At 66.1% G+C, this 21,587-nt stretch carries 19 protein-coding genes; 12 read left to right on the forward strand and 7 right to left on the reverse strand.

Translation table 11 applies throughout. The features are described 5' to 3' along the window. The first annotated feature begins 77 nt into the window (after nt 1-77). Genes KGA65_RS19460 through KGA65_RS19470 form a run of 3 tightly spaced genes read left to right on the forward strand, consistent with a single transcriptional unit; the run spans nt 78 to nt 4,306 of the window. Nucleotides 78-1,631: an ATP-binding protein gene (locus KGA65_RS19460; protein WP_225864786.1), complete on the forward strand. Its 1,554-nt coding sequence runs from the start codon at nt 78-80 to the stop codon at nt 1,629-1,631. After that, nucleotides 1,628-2,341 (forward strand): response regulator, encoded by a 714-nt coding sequence (locus tag KGA65_RS19465; protein ID WP_225864787.1) that lies wholly within the window; start codon nt 1,628-1,630, stop codon nt 2,339-2,341. The genes KGA65_RS19460 and KGA65_RS19465 overlap by 4 nt, the downstream gene beginning before the upstream one ends. 54 nt (nt 2,342-2,395) lie before the next feature. After that, nucleotides 2,396-4,306 (forward strand): potassium transporter Kup, encoded by a 1,911-nt coding sequence (locus KGA65_RS19470; protein ID WP_225864788.1) that lies wholly within the window; start codon nt 2,396-2,398, stop codon nt 4,304-4,306. A gap of 24 nt (nt 4,307-4,330) precedes the next feature. Here KGA65_RS19470 and KGA65_RS19475 read toward each other — a convergent pair whose 3' ends face one another. The 4 genes from KGA65_RS19475 to ilvA all read right to left on the reverse strand — a co-directional run bounded on the left by KGA65_RS19475 (nt 4,331) and on the right by ilvA (nt 8,779). Beyond that, nucleotides 4,331-5,329, reverse strand: coding sequence for a zinc-dependent alcohol dehydrogenase family protein (locus tag KGA65_RS19475; protein ID WP_375142658.1), 999 nt, complete (start codon nt 5,327-5,329; stop codon nt 4,331-4,333). 34 nt (nt 5,330-5,363) lie between these two features. Beyond that, nucleotides 5,364-5,996, reverse strand: a complete 633-nt coding sequence (mobA, locus tag KGA65_RS19480; protein ID WP_225864790.1) for a molybdenum cofactor guanylyltransferase MobA — start codon at nt 5,994-5,996, stop codon at nt 5,364-5,366. A gap of 1 nt (nt 5,997) precedes the next feature. Next, nucleotides 5,998-7,092: an iron-sulfur cluster carrier protein ApbC gene (gene apbC, locus KGA65_RS19485; RefSeq protein WP_225864791.1), complete on the reverse strand. Its 1,095-nt coding sequence runs from the start codon at nt 7,090-7,092 to the stop codon at nt 5,998-6,000. A 100-nt stretch (nt 7,093-7,192) separates the two neighbouring features. Beyond that, a complete protein-coding gene (ilvA, locus tag KGA65_RS19490) occupies nt 7,193-8,779 on the reverse strand; it encodes a threonine ammonia-lyase, biosynthetic (RefSeq protein WP_225864792.1) in 1,587 nt (528 codons plus the stop codon). Between the two features lie 354 nt (nt 8,780-9,133). Between ilvA and KGA65_RS19495 the strand changes: the two genes are divergently transcribed. Further along, complete coding sequence (locus KGA65_RS19495) at nt 9,134-9,559, forward strand: OsmC family protein (RefSeq protein WP_225864793.1); 426 nt, start codon at nt 9,134-9,136, stop codon at nt 9,557-9,559. A 10-nt stretch (nt 9,560-9,569) separates the two neighbouring features. On the opposite strand, the gene coq7 is transcribed toward KGA65_RS19495, so the two are convergent. After that, entirely contained in the window at nt 9,570-10,202 is a 633-nt protein-coding gene (gene coq7, locus KGA65_RS19500) for a 2-polyprenyl-3-methyl-6-methoxy-1,4-benzoquinone monooxygenase (RefSeq protein WP_225864794.1), read from the reverse strand. 330 nt (nt 10,203-10,532) lie between these two features. Between coq7 and KGA65_RS19505 the strand changes: the two genes are divergently transcribed. Then, the gene (locus KGA65_RS19505) at nt 10,533-11,501 is read left to right on the forward strand and encodes a porin (protein WP_225865005.1); all 969 of its coding nucleotides are present in this window, start codon (nt 10,533-10,535) and stop codon (nt 11,499-11,501) included. 72 nt (nt 11,502-11,573) lie between these two features. On the opposite strand, the gene lptM is transcribed toward KGA65_RS19505, so the two are convergent. Then, the gene (gene lptM, locus KGA65_RS21205) at nt 11,574-11,792 is read right to left on the reverse strand and encodes an LPS translocon maturation chaperone LptM (RefSeq protein WP_375142659.1); all 219 of its coding nucleotides are present in this window, start codon (nt 11,790-11,792) and stop codon (nt 11,574-11,576) included. A gap of 12 nt (nt 11,793-11,804) precedes the next feature. On the opposite strand from lptM, the gene cyaY reads away from it, so the two are divergent. Beyond that, nucleotides 11,805-12,152 carry an iron donor protein CyaY gene (gene cyaY, locus KGA65_RS19515; protein ID WP_225864796.1) on the forward strand — a complete coding sequence of 116 codons (348 nt, stop codon included), beginning with the start codon at nt 11,805-11,807 and terminating at the stop codon, nt 12,150-12,152. A 13-nt stretch (nt 12,153-12,165) separates the two neighbouring features. On the opposite strand, the gene KGA65_RS19520 is transcribed toward cyaY, so the two are convergent. Then, nucleotides 12,166-14,526 carry a penicillin-binding protein 1A gene (locus tag KGA65_RS19520; RefSeq protein ID WP_445666959.1) on the reverse strand — a complete coding sequence of 787 codons (2,361 nt, stop codon included), beginning with the start codon at nt 14,524-14,526 and terminating at the stop codon, nt 12,166-12,168. Nucleotides 14,527-14,832: 306 nt separating this feature from the next. Between KGA65_RS19520 and KGA65_RS19525 the strand changes: the two genes are divergently transcribed. The 6 genes from KGA65_RS19525 to KGA65_RS19550 all read left to right on the forward strand — a co-directional run bounded on the left by KGA65_RS19525 (nt 14,833) and on the right by KGA65_RS19550 (nt 21,564). Then, complete coding sequence (locus KGA65_RS19525) at nt 14,833-15,870, forward strand: pilus assembly protein PilM (protein WP_225864798.1); 1,038 nt, start codon at nt 14,833-14,835, stop codon at nt 15,868-15,870. Then, complete coding sequence (locus KGA65_RS19530; RefSeq protein WP_225864799.1) at nt 15,867-16,496, forward strand: PilN domain-containing protein; 630 nt, start codon at nt 15,867-15,869, stop codon at nt 16,494-16,496. Before KGA65_RS19525 ends, KGA65_RS19530 begins: the two co-directional genes overlap by 4 nt. Nucleotides 16,497-16,505: 9 nt before the next feature. Continuing rightward, a complete protein-coding gene (locus tag KGA65_RS19535; RefSeq protein WP_225864800.1) occupies nt 16,506-17,201 on the forward strand; it encodes a type IV pilus inner membrane component PilO in 696 nt (231 codons plus the stop codon). Next, nucleotides 17,198-17,728 (forward strand): pilus assembly protein PilP, encoded by a 531-nt coding sequence (locus KGA65_RS19540; protein ID WP_225864801.1) that lies wholly within the window; start codon nt 17,198-17,200, stop codon nt 17,726-17,728. Before KGA65_RS19535 ends, KGA65_RS19540 begins: the two co-directional genes overlap by 4 nt. Next, a complete protein-coding gene (locus KGA65_RS19545) occupies nt 17,725-19,887 on the forward strand; it encodes a type IV pilus secretin PilQ (RefSeq protein ID WP_375142660.1) in 2,163 nt (720 codons plus the stop codon). Before KGA65_RS19540 ends, KGA65_RS19545 begins: the two co-directional genes overlap by 4 nt. A 72-nt stretch (nt 19,888-19,959) precedes the next feature. Then, nucleotides 19,960-21,564 (forward strand): hypothetical protein, encoded by a 1,605-nt coding sequence (locus KGA65_RS19550; protein ID WP_225864803.1) that lies wholly within the window; start codon nt 19,960-19,962, stop codon nt 21,562-21,564. Nucleotides 21,565-21,587 lie beyond the last annotated feature (23 nt).

Consider the following 21,587-nt stretch of genomic DNA (forward strand, 5'->3'; position numbering starts at 1 on the left):
GACCAGCGCTCCTCAGGTGCCCCGGCGGTGCCCGGCCCTGATGTTTTCCTGATGGCGGTCCGGTTATGGTTCGGTTCATGGCAGAGCTTGCAGACAGGGACACGCAGGGCCGCGGCTGGCGGAGCGCGCTGGCCTTGCTCGTCTGGCTGGGGGGCTGGGCGCTGGTGCTGGGGTTCCAGGCCCGCCTGGACCTGGCCAACGAGGCGCTGATCCTGGTGGCGGCCGGTGCGCTGTCGGCCGTCTGGCTGCCGGTGTGGGGCGCCCTGGGCCTGGGCCTGGTCGGCATGGTTGCTTTCAACTGGCGCTTCGTGCCGCCACGCGACACGCTGCAGGTGGACAGCACCCAGAATCTGGGGCTGCTGCTGGGCATGCTGGCGATCACCGTGGAGGTGAGCCTGCTGCTGGCAGCGCAGCGCCGACAGGCCGGTCTGGCCCGCCGTCAGGCCCAAGACGCAGAGGCGCTGCGGGCCTGGAGCGACCGGCTGCGTGAGAGCCCCGACCCGCAGGCTTTGCTGCCGGAACTGGTGCACCGGCTGGAGACCGCCGTGGACGCGCCAGTGGCCCTGCTGGCGTGGCGCGAGGCGCCTCGGTGGCCCTTGGAGGAAGCGGCCCTGCAGACGCTGGGCGCACCCGTGGACGAGGAGGCGGGCGCGGCCCTGCGACACACCTTGGCCGAGGGCCGCCCCATGGGGCCGGGCACGGGCTACCACGACGGACTGGGTTTCTGGGTGCTGCCAATGCGCGGCACCGGGGTGGCCCAGGGGGCGGTGGCCGTGTTCGGCCAGGCCGTCGAGGGGGACGGCCAGGCCCTGCGGCAGCACCTGCAGTCCCTGTGCGATCTCTGGGGTGCGGCACGCCAGCGGGCCCGCGCCGAAGCCGACGAGCAGGCGGCCCGCGAGCGCGAACAGACCCAGTGCGTGCGCAACGCCCTGCTGGCCGCGGTCTCGCACGACTACCGCACCCCGCTGGCCACCATCCTGGGCGCGGCCTCCTCGCTGCAGACACAGGGCGAACGCATGACCGCCACGCAGCGCGAGCGCCTGGCCCACACCATCGTTGAGGAGACCGAGCAGCTGGGGCGCCTGACCGACAACACCCTGCAGCTGGCCCGCCTGGAGGCACCCGGGCTGCGGCTGCACCTGGACTGGGAGTCGGCCGAGGAGGTGGTCGGTGCGGTGTTGCACCGGGTGCGGCGCCGGCCGGGCGGCGAGCGGGTCAACGGCCGGGTGGAACCGGATCTGCCGCTGCTGCGTTGCGATGCGCTGCTGCTGGCCCAGTTGCTGGACAACCTGGTGGACAACGCCTTGCGCTACAGCCCGCCCGCATCGCCGATCGAGGTGCTGGCCCGCCAGCAGGACGGGCAGGTGGTGCTGGCCGTGCGGGACCGGGGGCCCGGGGTGCCCGCCGCCTGGCGGGACAAGGTGTTTGAACCCTTCCAGCGCGGCCCGGGTATCGGGGCGGATGGGGCCCGGGCGGGCGCGGGGGTTGGGCTGGCGGTGTGCCGGGCCATTGCCCGTGCCCATGGGGGCGAGATGCGCGTGCGACGGCGGGCCCACGGAGGCTGCGCGTTGGAGTGCTGGCTGCCCGTGGCCAGACAGCCCGCCCCGCCCGAAGCGGAGGTGTGGTCATGAGCCAGCGGGTGCTGCTGGTCGAGGACGACCGCGAGCTGCGCACGCTGTGGTGCGAGGCCCTGGCCCTGGAGGGGCACGCGGTCCAGACCGCGGCCAGCCTGGCCGAGGCCCTGGCCCTGTGGCGCCACGGCGGGACGGCCCGCCCCGAGCTGGTCATCCTGGACCTGGGCTTGCCCGATGGCGAGGGCGCTGACTTCCTGGCCACCGTGCGGCGGGAGGGCGCCGTGCCGGTGCTGGTGGTCTCGGCGCGCCAGGCCGATGAGCACAAGATCGGGCTGCTCGATGCCGGCGCGGACGACTACCTGGTGAAACCCTTCAGCGTGGGCGAGCTGCTGGCCCGCATGCGGGTGGCCTGGCGCCACCGGGGCACCACCGTGGCGCCGGCGGCCCTGACTTACCGCCATGGAGCGCTGGCGATCGATCTGGCCAGCCGGCGGGTGACGCGCGGCGGCGAGCCGGTGCACCTCACACCGACGGAGTTCAAGCTGCTGGCCCGGCTCGTGCGCAGTGCCGGGCAGGTCGTCACCCACCGTCAGCTGCTGTCCGATGTCTGGGGGGCCGAGTGCGTGGAGCAGACTCAGTACCTGCGGCTCTACATGGGGCAGTTGCGGGCCAAGCTGGAGGAGCAGGCCTCAGCCCCGCGTTGCTTGCTCACCGAGCCCGGGGTGGGCTACCGTCTGGTCGATGTGGAGGATGAACCACTGGCCTGAACCGGCTCCCCGGGGCTTATGCCTTCCTGATCCCTGTCGCGGCACACTGACACCATGAGCACAGACATCTCCCACGAAGCTTCCCCCCCCCACCCGGGAGGGGCCCACGGTCCCCTGGGTGCCCTGGTGCTGGGGGCCATCGGCGTCGTCTACGGCGACATCGGCACCAGCCCGCTCTACACGATGGCGGAGGTGTTCTCGCCGGCCAACGGCGTGCCGCTGACGCCCGAGGCGGTGACGGGGGCGGTGTCCACCCTGTTCTGGGCCCTGATGTTCGTGGTCACGCTCAAGTACGTGGTGCTGATCCTGCGGGCTGACAACCGCGGCGAAGGCGGCATCCTGGCGCTCACCGCGCTGGCGGCCCAGGCGGTCGGTGGCCGGCCGGGGCGGCGCGCGGTGCTGCTGATGCTGGGCGTGTTCGGCGCCACGCTGTTCTATGGTGACAGCATCATCACGCCAGCCATCTCGGTGCTGGGGGCGGTCGAGGGGCTGTCCGTCGTGGCGCCGGGGCTCTCGCGTGCGGTGCTGCCCTTGTCGCTGGTGGTGCTGGTGGCCTTGTTCGCCATGCAGCGCCGGGGCACGGCGTCGGTCGGGCGGCTGTTCGGCCCGGTCATCGTGGTCTGGTTCCTAACGTTGGCCGCCACCGGCCTGTGGCAGATCCTGAAGGCGCCGGCCATCCTGGCGGCGCTCAATCCCGTGCACGCGCTGCATTTCCTGCTGGAGCGGGGCTGGCATGTGTTCGCCGCACTGGGCGCCATCGTGCTGGCGCTGACCGGGGCCGAGGCGCTGTATGCCGACATGGGGCACTTTGGCCGCCGGCCCATCCAGCTGGCCTGGACCGGCCTGGTGCTGCCCGCGCTGGCGCTGAACTACCTGGGCCAGGGGGCCCTGCTGCTGCAGGAGCCGGCGGCGCTGGCCAGTCCCTTCTTCCACATGTTCCCGGACGCCTGGCGGCCCGCGGCGGTGGTGCTGGCCACCCTGGCGGCCATCATCGCCTCGCAGGCGGTGATTTCCGGCGCGTTCTCGATGACGCGCCAGTCCATGCTGATGGGCTTTCTGCCGCGCATGGCGGTGCGCCACACCTCGGCCCGGGAGCAGGGGCAGATCTACATGCCGCTGGTCAACTGGCTGTTGCTGGCGGGCGTGCTGGCGGCGGTGCTGGCGTTCCGCAGCTCGGCGGCGCTGGCCGGGGCCTATGGCGTGGCGGTGACGCTGACCATGCTGATCACCACCGTGCTGGCCTATGTCGTGGTCAGCAAGGTCTGGCGCCTGCCGGTCTGGGCGGTGGTGCCGGCCACCGCGCTGTTCCTGACCGTGGACCTGGCGCTGTTTGCCGGCTGCGCCCTCAAGTTCACCGACGGCGGCTGGTTCCCGCTGGCCATGGCCGGTCTGTTCTTCACCGTCATGAGCACCTGGCGGCACGGCCGCGTCCTGGTGCTGGAGGCCATCCGCCGCGAGGGGCTGGACCTGCTGCCCTTCGTGCAGGAGATGTCGGCCAGCCCTATGCCCCGGGCCGCCCGGGTCGCGGTCTACGCGGTGGCCGATCCCACCACCGTGCCTCAGGCCATGCTGCACAACCTCAAGCACAACCAGGTGCTGCATGAGCGCAATGTGATCCTGAACGTGCGCTTTGCCGACCAGCCCTGGGTGGACGAATCCGAGCGGGCCACGGTGGAGCTGCTGGCGCCGGGGTTCTGGCGCGTGCTGCTGGTGTTTGGCTTCATGGAAACACCGGACGTGCCCCATGCGCTGGCCCAGTGTGGCGCGCAGGGCCTGGAGGTGCCGTTGTTCGAGACCAGCTACTTCCTGAGCCGAGAGACGGTGGTGTCCACGCCCGGTGGTGGCATGGCCGCCTGGCGCGAGCGCCTGTTCGCCACCCTCAGCCGCAATGCGGGCAATGCCGCCCACTTTTTCCAGCTGCCCGACAACGCGGTGGTCGAGCTGGGGACCCGGGTGCAGATCTGACCGGCCCCGGTGCCCTGCCGTCGGTCAGGGCACCAGCACGGCCGCGCCCACCAGCTCGCCTGCCCGCAGCTGGCGCAGCGCCTCGTTGGCCTCGGTGAGCGGGAACACCGTGGTGGTCACCTCCAGCTGCAGCGTGCGGGCGGCGGCCAGGAACTCCTCGCCGTCAGCACGGGTGAGGTTGGCCACCGAGCGGACCTGGCGCTCCTCCCACAGCAGGCGGTAGCGAAAGGCCGGGATGTCGCTCATGTGGATGCCGGCGCACACCACCGTGCCGCCCTTGCGCAGCTGCGCCAGCGAGATCGGCACCAGCGCGCCCACCGGCGCGAAGATCAGGGCCGCGTCCAGCGGCTCGGGCGAGGGCTCGTCGGAGCCGCCGGCCCAGACGGCACCCAGCGAGCGGGCCAGGGCCTGCGCGGCGGTGTCGCCCGGCCGGGTGAAGGCCAGCACCCGCCGGCCCTGCTGTCGCGCCACCTGGGCGATCAGGTGAGCGGCAGCACCAAAGCCGTACAGGCCCAGGGTCTGGGCGTCGCCCGCCATGCGCAGCGCGCGCCAGCCGATCAGGCCGGCACACATCAGCGGCGCGGCATGCACATCGTCCAGCGGCACGTCCTCCAGCGAGAAGCAGTACTGCGCGTTGGCGATGACCTGGGTGGCGAAGCCGCCGTCGCGCAGATAGCCGGTGAAGACAGGCGTGTCGCAGAGGTTCTCCTGCCCGTGGCCGCAGTAGAAGCAGTGGCCGCAGGTGCCGCCCAGCCAGGGCACGCCCACGCGCTCGCCCAGGCGCAGGCCGCTGACGCCGGGGCCCAGCGCCTCCACAGTGCCGACGATCTCATGGCCGGGCACGATGGGCAGCGGCCCCGGGGGCAGGTCGCCATCGACCACATGCAGGTCGGTGCGGCAGACGGCACAGGCCCGCACCGCCAGCCGCACCTCGCCCGGGCCGGGTTCCGGCTGTGGGCGTTGTTGGGGCACCAGGGGCTGGCCGATCGCCGGCAGGGTCATCGCAAGCATCACGCACTCCATGCGAGGGGATGCGACGATTGTGCGACGGACCCGGTCAGCGAGTGTGGCGCTGGCGCAGGTCCTCGGGGGTGTTGACGTTCAGGAAGGCGGGGCCGTCGTCGAACGCCACCTCCACGGTGGCGTGGCGGGCCAGCCAGTCGCGTACCCGCCGGCCGCCCTGCTGCAGGTAGAGCGCCAGGTCGTCCTTCAGCCGCACCTGCAGCAGGCAGAACACCGGGTGCAGCTTGGGCGCCCAGTGGCCGGCCTCGTCGGGCGCGGGGGCCACGGCCACCGCCAGGTCGGCACCGGCTGTCTGGACGGCATCGACCAGCCGGGCCACCACGTCGCCGGGGAAGTCCGGACAGTCGCAGGGCACGCTGGCCAGCCAGGGCGTGTCGGCATGGGTCAGGCCGGTCAGCAGGCCGGCCAGAGGGCCGGGCTGATCGGGCAGAGTGTCCGGCCAGACCGGCACGCCCAGCGCGCGGTAGGCCGCCAGATGGCGGTTGGCGCTGAGGCCGATCGGGCCCACCTGCGGCCGCAGCCGTTCCAGGGCCCGTGCCGCCAGCGGTTGGTCGTGCAGGGGCAGCAGCCCCTTGTCTTCGCCCCCCATGCGCCGGCCCCGGCCACCGGCCAGCACCAGCCCGGTGATGGCCTCGCGGGGGATGGCGCTGGGCGATGTGGGCGCCACCTCAGGTGTTCTTCGAGACGGTGATGGTCGGGAACTTGGACGAAAAGTCCTTGGCCCGCTGTGCCACCGTGACCGCCACCTGGCGGGCAACGGCCTTGTACAGACCGGCGATCTCGCTGTCCGGCGCGGCCAGCACGGTGGGGTGGCCGGCGTCGGCCTGTTCACGGATCGAGCGGTTGAGCGGCAGGGCGCCCAGGTAGTCCACGCCGTACTCGGCCGCCATGGTCTTGCCACCATCCACGCCGAAGATGTGTTCGGTGTGGCCGCAGTGGGGGCAGCAGTAGACGGCCATGTTCTCGACGATGCCGAGGATGGGCACGCCCACCTTCTCGAACATCTTCAGGCCCTTCTTGGCGTCCAGCAGGGCGATGTCCTGCGGCGTGGTGACGATGACCGCGCCGGTGATGGGCACGCGCTGGCTCAGCGAGAGCTGGATGTCGCCGGTGCCGGGGGGCATGTCCACCAGCAGGTAGTCCAGTTCCTTCCAGTTCGTCTGGCGCAGCAGCTGGTCCAGGGCCTGGGTGGCCATCGGGCCGCGCCAGATCATGGCCTCGTCCGGGGCGACCAGGAAGCCGATCGAGTTGACCTGCACGCCGTGGTTCTGCAGCGGCTCCATGCTCTGGCCGTCCAGGGATTCGGGCCGCTGGCCGGACAGGCCCATCATCATGGGTTGGCTGGGGCCGTAGATGTCGGCGTCCAGGATGCCGACCCGGGCCCCTTCGGCGGCCAGCGCCAGGGCCAGGTTGACGGTGGTGGTGCTCTTGCCCACGCCGCCCTTGCCAGAGGCCACGGCGATGATGTTCTTCACCCCGGGCAGCAGGGCCACGCCGCGCTGCACCTGGTGCGGGGTGATCTCGCTGCGGATGTCGATCTCGACCGGGCCGGTGAGGCCGGCCTGGCGCAGGGCACCGGTCAGCTGCTGGCGCAGGCTGTCGTGCAGGCTGCGGGCCGGGTAGCCCAGCACCAGCTCGAAGCCGACGCCCTCGCCACCGAGCTTCAGGTTCTTGATCTGCCGGGTGCTGACGAAGTCCTTGCCCGTCAACGGGTCGATGACGGTCTGCAGGGCTTGGAGGACGGCGGGTTCGGTCAGGGCCATGGCGTCGGGTGCGCAGGTTCGTGGAGTGGACAACGGCCCCACAGTCTAGCGAGGGGGCAACACCCGTGCAGCCCGCGGGGCTGAAGCCCCGGGGCGGTGCTCAGCGCAGGAACAGGCGGTAGATCGGGTTGTCCGTCTCGTCCACGCAGGGGTAGGCCAACCCGTCCAGGAAGGCCTTGAAGGCCTTCTTGTCGGACTTGGGCACTTGCATGCCGACCAGGATGCGGCCGTAGTCGGCGCCCTGGTTGCGGTAGTGGAACAGGCTGATGTTCCAGTCCGGGCTCATGGCCGACAGGAAGCGCATCAGCGCGCCCGGCCGTTCCGGGAACTCGAAGCGGTAGATGCGTTCGTCCTCAGCCAGGTCGCTGCGGCCGCCGACCATGTGGCGCACGTGTTCCTTGGCCAGTTCGTCGTGGGTCAGGTTGACGGTGGCAAAGCCCTGGCGCTGGAAGCTGCGGGCGATCTTGTCAGCTTCTTCCGGCTTGTTGATCGAAACGCCGACGAACACGTGACCATGTTGCGCATCCGAGATGCGGTAGTTGAACTCGGTGACGCTGCGCGAGCCCACCAGCTCGCAGAAGCGGCGGAAGCTGCCGCGCTCCTCGGGCATGGTGACGGCGAACAGGGCCTCGCGCTGCTCACCGTATTCGGCCCGCTCGGCGACGAAGCGCAGGCGGTCGAAGTTCATGTTGGCGCCGCAGGCGATGGCCACGAAGGTCTGGCCCTTGCACTTGTGGGTGGCCACGTACTGCTTGATGCCGGCGATGCCCAGCGCGCCCGCCGGTTCCACGATGCTGCGGGTGTCCTGGAAGATGTCCTTCATCGCCGCGCACAGCGCGTCGGTGTCCACCAGAATGAAATCGTCGACCAGTTCGCGGGTCAGGCGGAAGGTTTCCTCGCCCACCAGCTTCACGGCGGTGCCGTCCGAGAACAGGCCGACATCGCTCAGCGCGACACGCCGGCCGGCCTTGACCGAGCGCGCCATCGCGTCGGAATCGACCGTCTGCACGCCGATCACCTTGATCTCGGGCCGAACGGCCTTGATGTAGGCCGCGACGCCGGAGATCAGGCCGCCGCCGCCGATGGCGACGAAGACCGCGTCGATCGGGCCCTGGTGCTGGCGCAGGATCTCCATCGCGATGGTGCCCTGGCCGGCGATCACGTCCGGATCGTCGAAGGGGTGGACGAAGGTGAGGCCCTGCTCCTGCTGCAGTTCGACCGAGCGGGTGTAGGCGTCGGAATAGCTCTCGCCCGCCAGCACCACCTCGCCGCCCAGCGCGCTCACGGCGTCGATCTTCAGCTTGGGCGTGGTGGTGGGCATCACGATGACGGCGCGGCAGCCCAGGCGCTTGGCGCTCAGGGCCACGCCCTGGGCGTGGTTGCCGGCCGAGGCGCAGATCACGCCGCGCTTCAGCTGCTCGGGCGTCAGGTGCGCCATCTTGTTGTAGGCGCCGCGCAGCTTGAAGCTGAAGACCGGCTGCAGGTCTTCGCGCTTGAGCAGCACCTGGTTGCCCAGGCGGCGGCTCAGGGTGCGGGCCGCATCCAGCGGGGATTCGATCGCCACGTCATAGACCTGGGCGGTCAGAATCTTGCGGAGGTAGTCAATGCGGCTGGGCGCCTTGCTGCGGGGGGACGTTGCTTTCTGGGGCGCGCGCGAGCTGCGGCGCGCCGGGGTGGCGCCAGCCATGGGAATCTCCTGGGTGCGGTGTGGACAAGGAATGTCGCATCGCCCGGTGTGTGTCCAGGCGGTGTCCAAGGACCGCAGGGTAGTCGGCCGGAACCGCCCAGAAAAAAGCCCGGAGCCGCGAAGCTCCGGGCTGAATCCACCAATGGAGGAGGTGGAGGAGACAACCGGGGCATTGATCGGTAAACCATCAATGCGATGGCAATCAGTGTACACCCGGGGGATGTTGCATCGCAATGACGGTTGTGTTCTCCCGGATACAGCTCGCACGGACCGTGAGGAATTGCCGGGTTGCAGATAATGCCGTCCCTGAGGGGTTCGGTGCCGAGTCCCGTTGGCGATCAAGGAACGAGAACGATGGAGTGCACGATCCACTGGGTGCCGGATGCCGGCATGGCGATGATGGCAGTGACCGGCAGCGGCCACACGCTGGTGATGGATGGTGCACCCGAGGGGGGAGGGCGCAACCTGGCGCCGCGGCCGATGGAGACACTGCTGGCCGGGGCCGGTGGCTGCACGGCCTATGACGTGGTGCTGATCCTGCAGCGTGGGCGGCACCAGGTGAGCGACTGTTCGGTGCAGCTCAAGGCCGAGCGCGCCGAGACCGATCCGAAGGTGTTCACCCAGCTGCACCTGCACTTCGTGGTGACCGGCAAGGGATTGCCGGAAGCCGCTGTGGCACGGGCCGTGGCGCTGTCCCATGAGAAGTACTGCTCGGCCACCGCCATGCTGGGGCAGACCGCAGAGATCACGACCAGCTTCGAGGTGCGGGAAGCGACCTGACCCTCAGACCTCAGAGGTAGTGAGCGGTGGTGGTCATGACCTTGGCCGCCGCCCGCATGGCCTGACGCACCGGCCAAGGCAGGGGGCGGCCGCCCGCCTTGGCGGCAGCCTCGGCATGACGGGCTTCGTCGTCCTTCATCTGGGTCACGACGGCCCGTGAGGCCACGTCGTGTTCTGGCAAGCGGTTCAGATGGTCGGCCAGATGGGCCCCGACCTGACGTTCAGTCTCGATCACGAACCCCAGGCTCCAGCGGTCGCCCGCCTTGGCGGCGAGGCTGCCCAGGGCAAAGGCCCCGGCATACCAGAGTGGATTGAGCCAGCTGCGGTGGGCGCCCAACTCCTCCAGACGACGGGCCGTCCAGGCCAGATGATCGGTCTCTTCCTGGGCCGCCTGGCGCAGATGGTCGCGCTGCGCGGGGTCCCGGGCCCCCAGGGCCTGCGCCTCATAAAGGGCCTGGGCACAGACCTCCCCCACATGGTCGACCCGCATCAAGGCACCGGACAGGCGTTGCGCTTCGGGTGACAGGGCTGGGTCGTTGACCAGATCGCGGGCCGGGCTGGGGCGCCGGGCCTGTGCGCCGCCAGACACGGTGCGCAGCATGGTGTCGGCCGCGATGATCCACGCATCAAGGGCAGGGCTCATGGCAGAAATGACCAGTGGGTCTTCTTCTTGGGTCTTGGGCGCAAAACGAGAACCGACTGGTAGTAATACCTAGATATGCGATAGGATTATGACATTGCAGCTACAGCGGATGGCCGTTGTGCATCGGCAACGCCTGTTGCCGCCAGTCGCCGAAACCTTTGCCAGCGCCCCAGGCCTCTGGTGCAATAGCGTCAGCTTCCGCAAAGGGGCGTCCACCCGCTGCGCCATGGTTTCTGCCCAGCGTTTGATGGCAGTGCAATGAATGGCGCTGTTGGCGTGTCGACGAAGGCCGGTGGAATCTCTCGTTCTCACACACTGGAGAAAGTTGCAATGAAAAAATCCCTCCTCGCTCTCGCCGTTCTGGGCGCTTTCGCTGGCGTTGCCTCTGCCCAATCGTCCGTGACCATCTACGGCCGCGTGGACCAAGAGTTTGCCAAGCCCGCTGCCTCGAAGGACAAGCAGATCGCCGATAACGCCAGCCGTCTGGGCTTCAAGGGCACGGAAGATCTGGGCAATGGCCTGTCGGCCGTGTTCCGCTTCGAACATGGCTTCAGCGCGGACACCGGCGCTGCTTCCGATCCCTTCTGGAATCGCTATGCGATGGTCGGTCTGTCCTCCGCCAAGTACGGCACCCTGACCCTGGGTCGTCTGGAAAACGGTGCCTGGGACGTGGAATCCTCGTTCGATCCGTTCGCCGGTGAGGCCTATGCCAACCTGCGTGACGTTGGCTCCACGCTGCAAACCTCTTCCTGGGATGCGGCGAAGGCCACCACGTTGGATGCCCGCCGTGTGAACAACGCGGTCCGTTACGACATCGCCTACCAAGGCTTCAAGGGCTCGGCCTCGATCGGCGAAGCCACGGCTGAAGACAAGCCCTGGGCCGTCGGTGGTTCCTACACCGCGGGTCCTCTGTACGTCGGCGCTGGCTACGAAAAGCTGTCGGCTGACAAGGCCAAGATGTGGATCGTCGGTGCCACCTACGACTTCGGCATGGCCAAGGCCTACGCCAACTACGCCGCGGGCACCAACGCTGCGGACCGTGACGTGAAGGGCTTCCTGGTGGGCGCGACCGCTCCTTACGGTGCCTTCGTGTTCAAGGCGGGCTACGCTCAGTCCAAGGTTGAGCTGGCCTCTGGCGACCAAGTGGTCAAGAAGGGCAGCCTCGGCGCCGACTACAACCTGTCCAAGCGCACCAAGCTGTACGCCGACTACATCCGCGCCGCTGGCGACATGGTGGATGGCGGCACGGCCGACAAGAACAAGAACGGCTACGAACTCGGCCTGCGCCACACCTTCTGATGGCGTTCACTGGCCTTCGGGCCAGTGTGCAGCCTGCAGATGGCTAAAAGCCGCCCCTCGGGGCGGCTTTTTTCATGGGGCGGGCTGCGAACCGGGGGGCGAGGCAGTCTTCGCCGCGTGTTTGGCCGGTGGTGGGGCTTGATCGGGATGCACCAGGGGGGCGCGTTGGCCGCAGGCGGCCAGCAACAGAGCGGCTGCGCAGCAGAGTGTCCAGGTCGGGAACAGGGGTCGCATGGAATGCCTCGAAATGCGGAAGATTACACTGGCCAAACTATCTTCGACCAACTGCATCAGCCAGCCATCATGACGGCCTTTCCTCTTTCGGATTTGGAGTATCACCAACTCGCCACCCGGGTTCTGGATGTCGTGGAGTCGCAAATCGACCAATGGCTGGATCAGGATGTGGTGGACATCGACACCCACCGGACGGGTGGGCTGCTGGAATTGTCGTTTGAGAACGGCAGCAAGATGGTGCTGAACACCCAGCCACCGTTGCAGGAAATCTGGCTGGCGGCCAAGGGGGGCGGTTATCACTATCGCCACGAGCTTGGCCGTTGGGTGGACACCCGGGATGGGACTGAACTCTTCGCCAGTCTGTCTCAGCACGCCTCGGCTCAGTCGGGGCGGTCACTGATCTTCCAGGCGCCCTGAGGGCGCGTCTCGCTCAGCGGAACAGGTCGAGGATGCCCTTCTTCTCGTCCTCCGTCGGAGGGTGGGGAAGGTGCTCATCGTTGGTCAGTGCGCTGACCCCGTGGCCGTTGGCGTACTCGTCATAGAACCATTCGCCGTTGACGTTGACGACCCCGGCCGGCGGCTCGTATTCCGCGACTGGCACATTCTTGATGGCCTGGCTCATGTACTGGATCCAGACCGGCAGGGCCAAGCCACCGCCGGTTTCCCGAGCACCGAGCTTGCGCGGGTTGTCATAGCCGATCCAGACCACGGCGGCGAGACTGGGTTGGAAGCCCGCGAACCAAGCGTCCATCGAGTCGTTGGTGGTGCCTGTCTTGCCGAAGAGGTCAGGTCGTTTCAGGGTCGCCTGCGCTTTGGCGGCGGTGCCTGAACGAGCCACTTCCTGCAGCAGGCTGTCCATCACAAACGCGTTGCGGGGTTCGATGACCCGCAAGGACTCGTCTGGATCCTTCAGAGGCGTCTCATGCAGCACATGGCCGCGCGCATCAGACACCTTGGCAATCAAGACCGGGTCGACACGGTAGCCACCATTGGCAAACACGCTGTACGCCACCACCATCTGCATGGGGGTCACCGAGCCGGCACCGAGGGCCATCGTCAAATAGGGGTCGTGCTTCTCTTTTTCAAAGCCGAACCGGGTGATCCATTCGCGGGCGTAGGGCACGCCAATGGACTGCAGCACGCGGATCGACACCATGTTCTTTGACTTGGCCAGTGCGCGCCGCAGCGTCATGGGCCCATCGTAGGTGCCGTCGTAGTTCTTCGGCTCCCAGGGTTGGCTGCCGGTGGTGCCAGCGTCGAAGAACAGCGGCGCATCGTTGACCACGGTGGCCGGCGTGAAACCCTTCTCGAGTGCTGCGGAATAGATGAAGGGCTTGAAGCTGGAGCCTGGCTGGCGCCACGCCTGGGTGACGTGGTTGAACTTGTTCTTGCTGAAATCGAAACCGCCCACCATGGCATGGACGGCCCCGGTATGGGGGTCCATGGACACGAACGCGCCCTCTACCTCGGGTTGTTGGGTGAGGATCCAGTTGCCTTTGTTGTCCTGCAGAACGCGCACGATCGCGCCGCGCCGGACCTGCACTTTGGGGTCCGCCTTGTCGGACAGACCAGACTGGGCGGGTTTCAGTCCATCGCCAGTGATGGTCACGGTGTCACCAGACTGGAGGGCGGCCACCACCTTGCGCGGCGAAGCGGACAACACCACGGCAGCCTTCAACTCATCGTTGTCGGGATGGTCGGCGAGGGCTTCCGCCACGCGGGCATCCAGATCCTGTGGGTCGGCCGGCAGATCCACGTAGGACTCCGGGCCGCGGTAATGCTGACGCTGCTCATAGTCCATCAGCCCCTTGCGCAGGGCCCGGTAGGCGGTGTTCTGCTCCTCCGAGCGCACGGTCAGCTGAACCTGCAAACCGCGTGTGTAGGTTTCGGGGCCGTATTCGGCAAAGATCATCTGCCGGGCCAGCTCTGCCACATATTCACCATGCACGGGCAGATCGTTGGTGGGGCGGTACGCCAGCTTCTGGGCCAGGGCGGCATCCCGCTCCTCGGCCGTGATGAAGCCGTTTTCGTACATGCGGTCAATGATGTAGCGCTGCCGGACCGTGGCCCGCTTCGGGTTGGCGATCGGGTTGTAGGCGGAGGGGGCCTTGGGGAGGCCGGCCAGCATGGCAGCTTCGGCCACCGTGATGTCCTGCAGCGGCTTGCCGAAGTAGATCTCGCTGGCCGCGGCGAAGCCATGGGCGCGCTGCCCCAGGTAGATCTGATTCATGTAGATCTCGAGGATCTGGTCCTTGTTCAGCTGGCTTTCGATCTTCAGGGCCAGCAGCACCTCGTAGAGCTTGCGGGTGAGCGTCTTTTCCGTCGAGAGATAGAAATTGCGCGCCACCTGCATGGTGATGGTGGAGGCGCCTTGGCTGCCGGCTGCGCCCAGCTGAGCCATGGAGGCCCGCAGCACGCCCAGGTAGTCCACGCCACTGTGCTGATAGAAGCGGGCGTCTTCGATGGCCAGCACCGCATTGCGCATCACCTTGGGGATTTCGGCGATGGGGGTGAAGTGACGTCGTTCGTCACCAAATTCACCCAGCAGCAGGCCATCGGCGGAATAGACCCGCAGCGGCAGTTTGGGTTGGTAATCGGTGATGGCACTCAGCTCGGGCAGAGCCGGGTAGGCCACGGCGAGCGCAATGCCGCCACACAGGGCGGCGGTGGCCAGCAAGGCACCCAGCAAGCCGAAAGACCACAGGAAGAAACGTCCCAGCATGCGGGCCAGGCGGGAGGCCAGAGTCGAAGAGCGGGGGGGCGGGGAGGGGGTGTGTTCTGCGTCGGTCATGTGGCTCCCGGGAGGACTCCCGGCGGGGCGCAGCGATTATAGGAACTGCCCCTGGAAGGGGCGTGTTTCTCCGGGCTTCTCGGCTGGCGCGGCCGCCTACAGTGCGGGCGGGATGTAGCGTTCTCTTACTAAATGCATCCACACTGCAACGCAACCCGCAAGTGCCCTTGAGGATTTCCTTGTTGTGTCAACGGGCTTGCTGCTAGGATTCAAGTGCCTTCTTAACTTTAACGTGGCCATCGCGGGCCGCTGGAGCCGTCTTTCGTGGGTTTTCTAGATCGCCTTGTAGGCCGGAAACATCCCCAGATGATGGGTCTCGACGTCAGCACGTCCAGTGTCAAGCTGGTGGAGCTGGGGCAGACCGCTTCCGGGGACTTGGTGCTCGAGCGGCTGGCCAGCGAGCCCTTCGAGAAGGGTTGGATCGTGGACGGCCAGATCGAGAAATTCGATGAAGTGGCCGACGCTGTGCGGCGGGTCGTCGCCCGCAGCGGTTCGCGAACCCGCCAGGTGGCGATGGCCATGCCGGCGGCCTCCGTGATCACCAAGCGGATCGTCCTGCCCGCAGGGCTGCGAGAAGAAGAGATGGAAGTCCAGGTCGAGGCAGAAGCCCACCAGTACATTCCCTTTTCGCTGGATGAGGTGAGCCTGGACTTTTGCGTGATCGGTCCCAATGCCAATTCGGCGGGGGATGTGGATGTGCTGATTGCAGCGTCCCGCAAGGATCGTGTCCAGGACCGGCAGGGCTTGGCGGAAGCGGCCGGACTGACGCCGATGGTGCTCGATATTGAGTCGCACGCATCCCGCCTGGCGATCGGTCGGATCATCTCGGCCTTGCCGGATCGAGGAAAGGACGCATTGGTCGCCTTGTTCGAGATCGGTGCGGATACCACCAGCCTCAAGGTGCTGAAGGAGGATGAGCTCCTTTATGACCGGGACCAGTCTTTTGGCGGCTCCCAGCTGACCCAGCTGATTTCTCGCCAGTACGGTTTCTCTTATGAGGAGGCGGAGCAGAAGAAGCTCAGCGGGGACTTGCCGGACGATTACGGTCCGACGCTGCTGACCCCTTTCGTGGACAGTCTGGCCCATGAGATTGGCCGTGCGCTGCAGTACTTCTTCACCAGCACGCCGCACCACAAGGTTCACCATGTGATGTTGGCCGGTGGCACCGCTTCCATGCCTGGCCTGAGCGAACGGGTCCGGGATGTCACGGGATTCGACTCCCAGGTGGTGAATCCCTTCGAAGGCATGAAACTGGGGCCGGCGGTGCGCGAGTCCAAGCTCAAGCGTGAAGCGCCTTCTTACCTGACGGCCTGCGGCCTCGCCATGCGGAGGTTCGTGCAGTGATTCTCATCAACCTCTTGCCTCATCGCGAGGCACGGCGACAGGCGCGCAAGCGTGCTTTCTTCTCGACCCTGGGGCTGGCTGCACTGGTTGGTGTGGGGGTGCTGGTGCTGTGGTACGGCTTGCTGCAGCAGATGATCTCGACCCAGGAAGGCCGCAATGCGTTCCTGAAGGGCGAAATCGGCAAGCTGGACGTGAAGATCAAGGACATTGCCAATCTGAAGGCGGAAATTGAAGCACTCAAGGCCCGCCAGAATGCCGTCGAGAACCTCCAGACCGACCGCAACGTGCCGGTCTATCTGCTCAATGAACTGGTCAAGCAGACACCTGAGGGCGTCTATCTGACGTCCTTGCGCCAACAAGGGGCAGTGGTGACCTTGGCTGGTAAGGCTGAGACCAACGAACGGGTCTCCGAGTTCCTTCGAAATACCCTGTACAACTCACCTTGGCTGGAACGGCCGGAGTTGGTGGAAATCAAGGCGGCAGCGCCGCAGCCGGGGCGGGATCAGCGCAGGCTCTTCGACTTCTCGATGAAGGTGTACATCAAGCAGCCCGGTGCCGCGGCGGAGGCGGCCAGTGGTGCGGCTTCGGGCGCAAAGCCAGGCGTCAAGTCGGCGGCGGCTTCCTGAGGGCTTGACATGGCGACGAAAAGCAAGAAACTCGAGATCGACGTCTCTGCCTGGCTGCAGGGGGCCTCTGCGCAATTCCAGGGGCTTGACCCCAAGGAACCTGGGCAATGGCCCCTTCTGCCGAAGGTGACCGTGTGGGTGCTGGCGGCGGCGGTGGTGGTCTTCCTGGGCTGGTTCCTTGTGCTCAGTGATGAAGGCGATCGGCTGCAGGCCGAGCGTGATCAGGAACCCCGGCTGAAAGCCGAGTACAGCCAGAAACTGGCGCAGGCCGTGAACCTGGGTGAACTGCGCAAGCAGAAGGAACAGGTGCAGGAATATGTCACGCAGCTGGAAAAGCAGCTGCCTGGCAAGGCCGAGATGGACGCCTTGCTGTCGGACATCAACCAGGCCGGCATCGGGCGCGGCCTGCAATTTGAGTTGTTCCGGCCCGGGCAAGTGGTCGTGAAGGACTACTACGCCGAACTGCCCATCGCGATCCGTGTCTCGGGGCGGTATCACGATGTGGGGTCCTTTGCCGCCGACATTGCCAACCTGTCGCGTATCGTCACCTTGCACGACCTGTCGATTGCGCCGAAGGACAAGGACAGCTCAGGAAATCTGGCGATGGAGGCGACCGCACGCACCTACCGTTACCTGGATCCGGCCGAGGTGGCGGAGGTGAAGCGCGCCGCAGCCGCCAAGAATGGCAAGAAGGGGCAGCCATGAGTCGGCACCACCTGATTTCGCTGGGGTGCCTGGCCCTGATGCTGGCGGCCTGCAGTGGCGAGAACGACGACATCCGGGCCTGGATGGACCTGCAGGCCCAAGCGGCCAAGCCCAACGTGCAGCCCATTGCGCCGCCGCGCAAGTTCGAGCCGGAGCCTTACGCTGGTGCCAGTGGCCCCGATCCCTTCGGACCGGGCAAGCTGGTGGCTGGTACGCGTCTGGATGCAGCCGGCTCCAGCGCCCTGCTCAGCGCCGAGATGACGCGGCGCAAGGAGCCCCTGGAGGCCTACCCGCTGGATGCCATGACCATGGTGGGGACGGTGGTGCGCCAGCATCTGCCACATGCCTTGATCAAGGTCGACGGACTGCTTCATTACGTCAAGGTGGGGGACTACCTTGGCCAGAACTTCGGCAGGATCAATCGGATCACCGAAACCGAGGTGGACCTGCGCGAAATCGTGCAGGATGCCTCGGGCGAGTGGATTGAACGCACCAGCACCCTCCAGCTTCAGGAGTCGGGGAAATGAACAACAGGTTGGAGTCTCGCAAGATGCGTGGATGGTTGTCGGCTGCACTGCTGCTGTCGGCTGGAATGCTGGCCCCCGCGTGGGCGCAGGCGCAGAACATGATCCGGTCCGTCACGGCCAGTCAGCAGGCCAATGGGGATGTGGTGCGCGTTGAGTTGAGCCAGCCGCTGGTCGGCGCGCCTTCCGGCTTTGCCATCCAGGCGCCGCCACGCGTGGCCATCGACCTACCCCAGGTCGGTAATGGCCTGGGCACGTCCAGCGTCGAGCTCAATCAAGGCAATGTCCGGTCGGTGAGCGTTGCCAGCACGGGCGAGCGGACGCGTCTGGTGTTGAACCTCAAGCAATCAGCGTCGTACCAGACCAAGGTGCAAGGCACCGTGCTCACCATCACACTGGATGCTGTGTCCTCCAACCCCGTGGGGGCGGGAACATCCCAGTCGGTGCACTTTGCGAACAGCCAGAACGTGGACCAACTGGCCATCCAGGACATTGACTTCCGTCGTGGGCCGGACGGCGCGGGCCGGGTGATCGTCGGGTTGGCGAGTACCCAGGTGGGCGTCGACCTGCGCCAACAGGGGCAGAACCTGGTGGTGGACTTCCTGAAGTCCACCTTGCCTGAGAGCCTTCGCCGCAAGCTGGACGTATCCGACTTCGGGTCGCCGGTTCAATCGGTCACCACGACACAGGTCGGCGACCGGGTGCACATGGTGGTGCATCCGACAGGCGCCTGGGAGCACAGCGCCTATCAGACCGACACCCAGTTCGTGCTGGAAGTCCGGCCGGTGCGCATGGATCCGAACAAGGTGGTGCAGGGCCCTGGCTACCAGGGCGAAAAACTGTCGCTGAACTTCCAGAACATTGAAGTTCGCGCGCTGCTGCAGGTGATCGCTGACTTCACCAACTTCAACGTCGTCACCAGTGACACGGTCACAGGCAACGTCACACTGCGTTTGAAGGACGTGCCCTGGGATCAGGCCTTGGACATCATCCTGCAGGCCAAGGGCCTGGGCATGCGCAAGTCTGGCAACGTGCTGTGGATTGCGCCCAAGGATGAGCTGGCGGCCAAGGAGCAGGGCGATCTGGAAGCCAAGAAGAAGATTTCTGACCTGGAGCCGGTGCGCACCCAGTCCTTCCAGCTCAACTACACCAAGGCCGAAGAGGTGGCCAAGTCGCTGATTGGGGACACCGCCTCGACCGGCTCGTCGGGCAATGCCACCCGCATCCTCACGCAGCGAGGTTCTGTCCTCTACGAGACGCGGACCAACCAGCTGTTCGTCTCGGACATTCCTTCCAAGCTGGAGGAGGTGTCAATGATGATCGCCAAGATCGACGTGCCCGTGCGGCAGGTGTTGATCGAGGCACGCATCGTTGAGGCCGACGACAAGTTCGGGCGGGCCTTGGGGGTCAAGCTGGGGGCGACCGATCTGCGCGGTGTGCGTGGTGGCACCCCAGGGTATTCCGTGGGCGGGAGCAACTACGTCACTGTCGGGGGCAATTACAACCAGGTGGGCTACCAGACGGGTCAACAGACCACCTCCACCGACTACTCGAACACGCAGTTCGTGAACCTGCCGGCCAACACCAGCGCCATCAGCACGGCCTCTGCCGCGACTTTTGCGCTGTCCTTGTTCAGCTCCTCGGCCAATCGTTTCCTGAACCTGGAGCTCTCGGCGCTGGAGTCTGAAGGCAAGGGCAAGATCGTCTCGAGCCCGCGGGTGATCACCACCGACCAGACCAAGGCCGAGGTGGAGCAGGGCGTGGAGATCCCCTACCAACAGGCCACATCCAGCGGTGCAACCTCGGTGAGTTTCAAGAAGGCCAGCCTGCGACTGGAAGTGACGCCCCAGATCACGCCAGAAGGCAATGTGATCCTGGCACTGGAAGTGAACAACGACAGCCGCGGCTCGGACACCACCGCGGGGCCGGCCATCAACACCAAGCGCGTGAAGACCCAGGTGCTGGTCGAGAACGGTGGGACCGTGGTCATCGGCGGCATCTTCACCCAGCAGGATCGCGACGACGTCGACAAGGTGCCGCTGCTGGGGGACATCCCCGTGCTGGGCTATCTGTTCAAAGACCGTGTCCGCTACACCACGCGCACGGAATTGCTGGTCTTCATCACACCCAAGATCGTGACCGATCGGTCTGCCACCCGCTGAGCGGTGGATATTGGGTACGACGATTCTGAGGGGGAATTGACAATGTTTCGTAGGCTTTGGAGTGGATTGCTGATGGCCATGGTTGTGGCCATCAGCGGCTGCGGCGGTGGCAGCAGCAGTGACGCAGGAACGTCTCCGTTTGGTGATGGCACGTCGACCGCGGTGTCCGATCTCGTTTTGTCCCTGGGCTCAACCACTCTGTCGAACAACGGAACCGACACCTTGGCCGTGACGGTGACGGCGGTGGACGCGAATCGCAATGCCGTGAGTGGGGCCACGGTCAATCTGTCGGCAGATTCTGATGCAATCCTGACGACCTCCTCCACGACAACAAGCACCAGCGGGGCGGTGACCGGAACGGTGTCCCCTGGTGCGGACCGGTCCAATCGTGTGATCACGGTGACCGCGACAAGCGGCAGCATCAAAAAGACCGCCAGTTTCCAGGTGACGGGAGCTCAGATCACGGCTTCTCTCTCGGTTTCGGTGGCACCTTCGTCGACTGGCAATCAAGTGGTCTATCGGGTTACCGATGTCAATGACAACGCCATCTCCAATCAAGCGATCACGATTTCGGCACCGGGATTGACGACGGTGGATGGCGTGACTGATTCGAATGGTTCGTACGTCTATACCTATTCGGCGCCCTCCTCGCCGGGGTCTATCACACTGACCGCCACGGCGGCGGGGGTCACGGACACCCAGGTCATTCAGGTGCTGGCGCAAAATGGGTCGGTGCCCACGGCGCAAGGCGTGGTCAGTTCGGCCTCTTTGAGCGCAAATCCCAGCGTCGTGGCCGTGAACACGTCTTCGACTTCGAATCAGGCGCAGTTGCGTGCACTGTTCATCGGGGCGGACAACCAGCCCGTCCAGAATGTACGTGTTCGATTTGATCTTGCTGGAGACGTCAACAACGTTGGTGGCAGCATCCTGTCTGGAACCACCATGCTGTATTCCAACAGCAGTGGTGTGGTGACGGGGGCCTACAAACCTGGCTCACAGGCCAGTCCGACAAACGGGTTGACGGTTCGGGCTTGTTGGGACTATGCGGATTTTGCGGTGGGGACCTGTCCGAACAGTGTGACCACGACCTTGACCGTGACGGCCTCTCCTGTCGCGGTGACACTGGGGACCAATGAGTTGATCTCCGAGGGCGATGACACGCTGACTTACATCAAGCAGTTTGTGGTGATGGTCGTCGATAGCTCGGGGGCTGCCATGTCTGGTGTCACCGTGACGCCAGTGCTGGATCTGCCTGCGTTCTACAAGGGGGCATACCAAAAGGGCACCCAGTGGACTCGTGTGATTCAAGATGCCTGTTCGAATGAAGACGTCAATCGCAATGGCGTGCTGGACATTCTGAATGGCGTGTCTGAGGACATGAATGGCAATGGGGAATTGGATCCCCACAAGTCGGATGCGTCGGTGACGGTGGTGGGTTCCAAGACCACCAGCAGCGACGGTTTGGTGGTGCTGCAACTGCGTTACCCGAAAAATGTCGCCTCTTGGGTGGGTTACACCCTGTCGGTGACTGCAAGCGGCATCAGTGGGACGGAAGGACATGCAAGCATGCAGGGCATCCTGCCTATTCCGGCTTCTGCTGTCACCAACATCAACAGCACCCCGGCCTTCGTCTACTCTCCGTATGGAGTCAGCGCAGGCTGCTCCAACACGTATTGATGGTGGCCAGCCACTGGGCAGCA

The sequence above is a fragment of the Ideonella benzenivorans genome (assembly GCF_020387415.1).
Classification (GTDB): domain Bacteria; phylum Pseudomonadota; class Gammaproteobacteria; order Burkholderiales; family Burkholderiaceae_C; genus Ideonella; species Ideonella benzenivorans.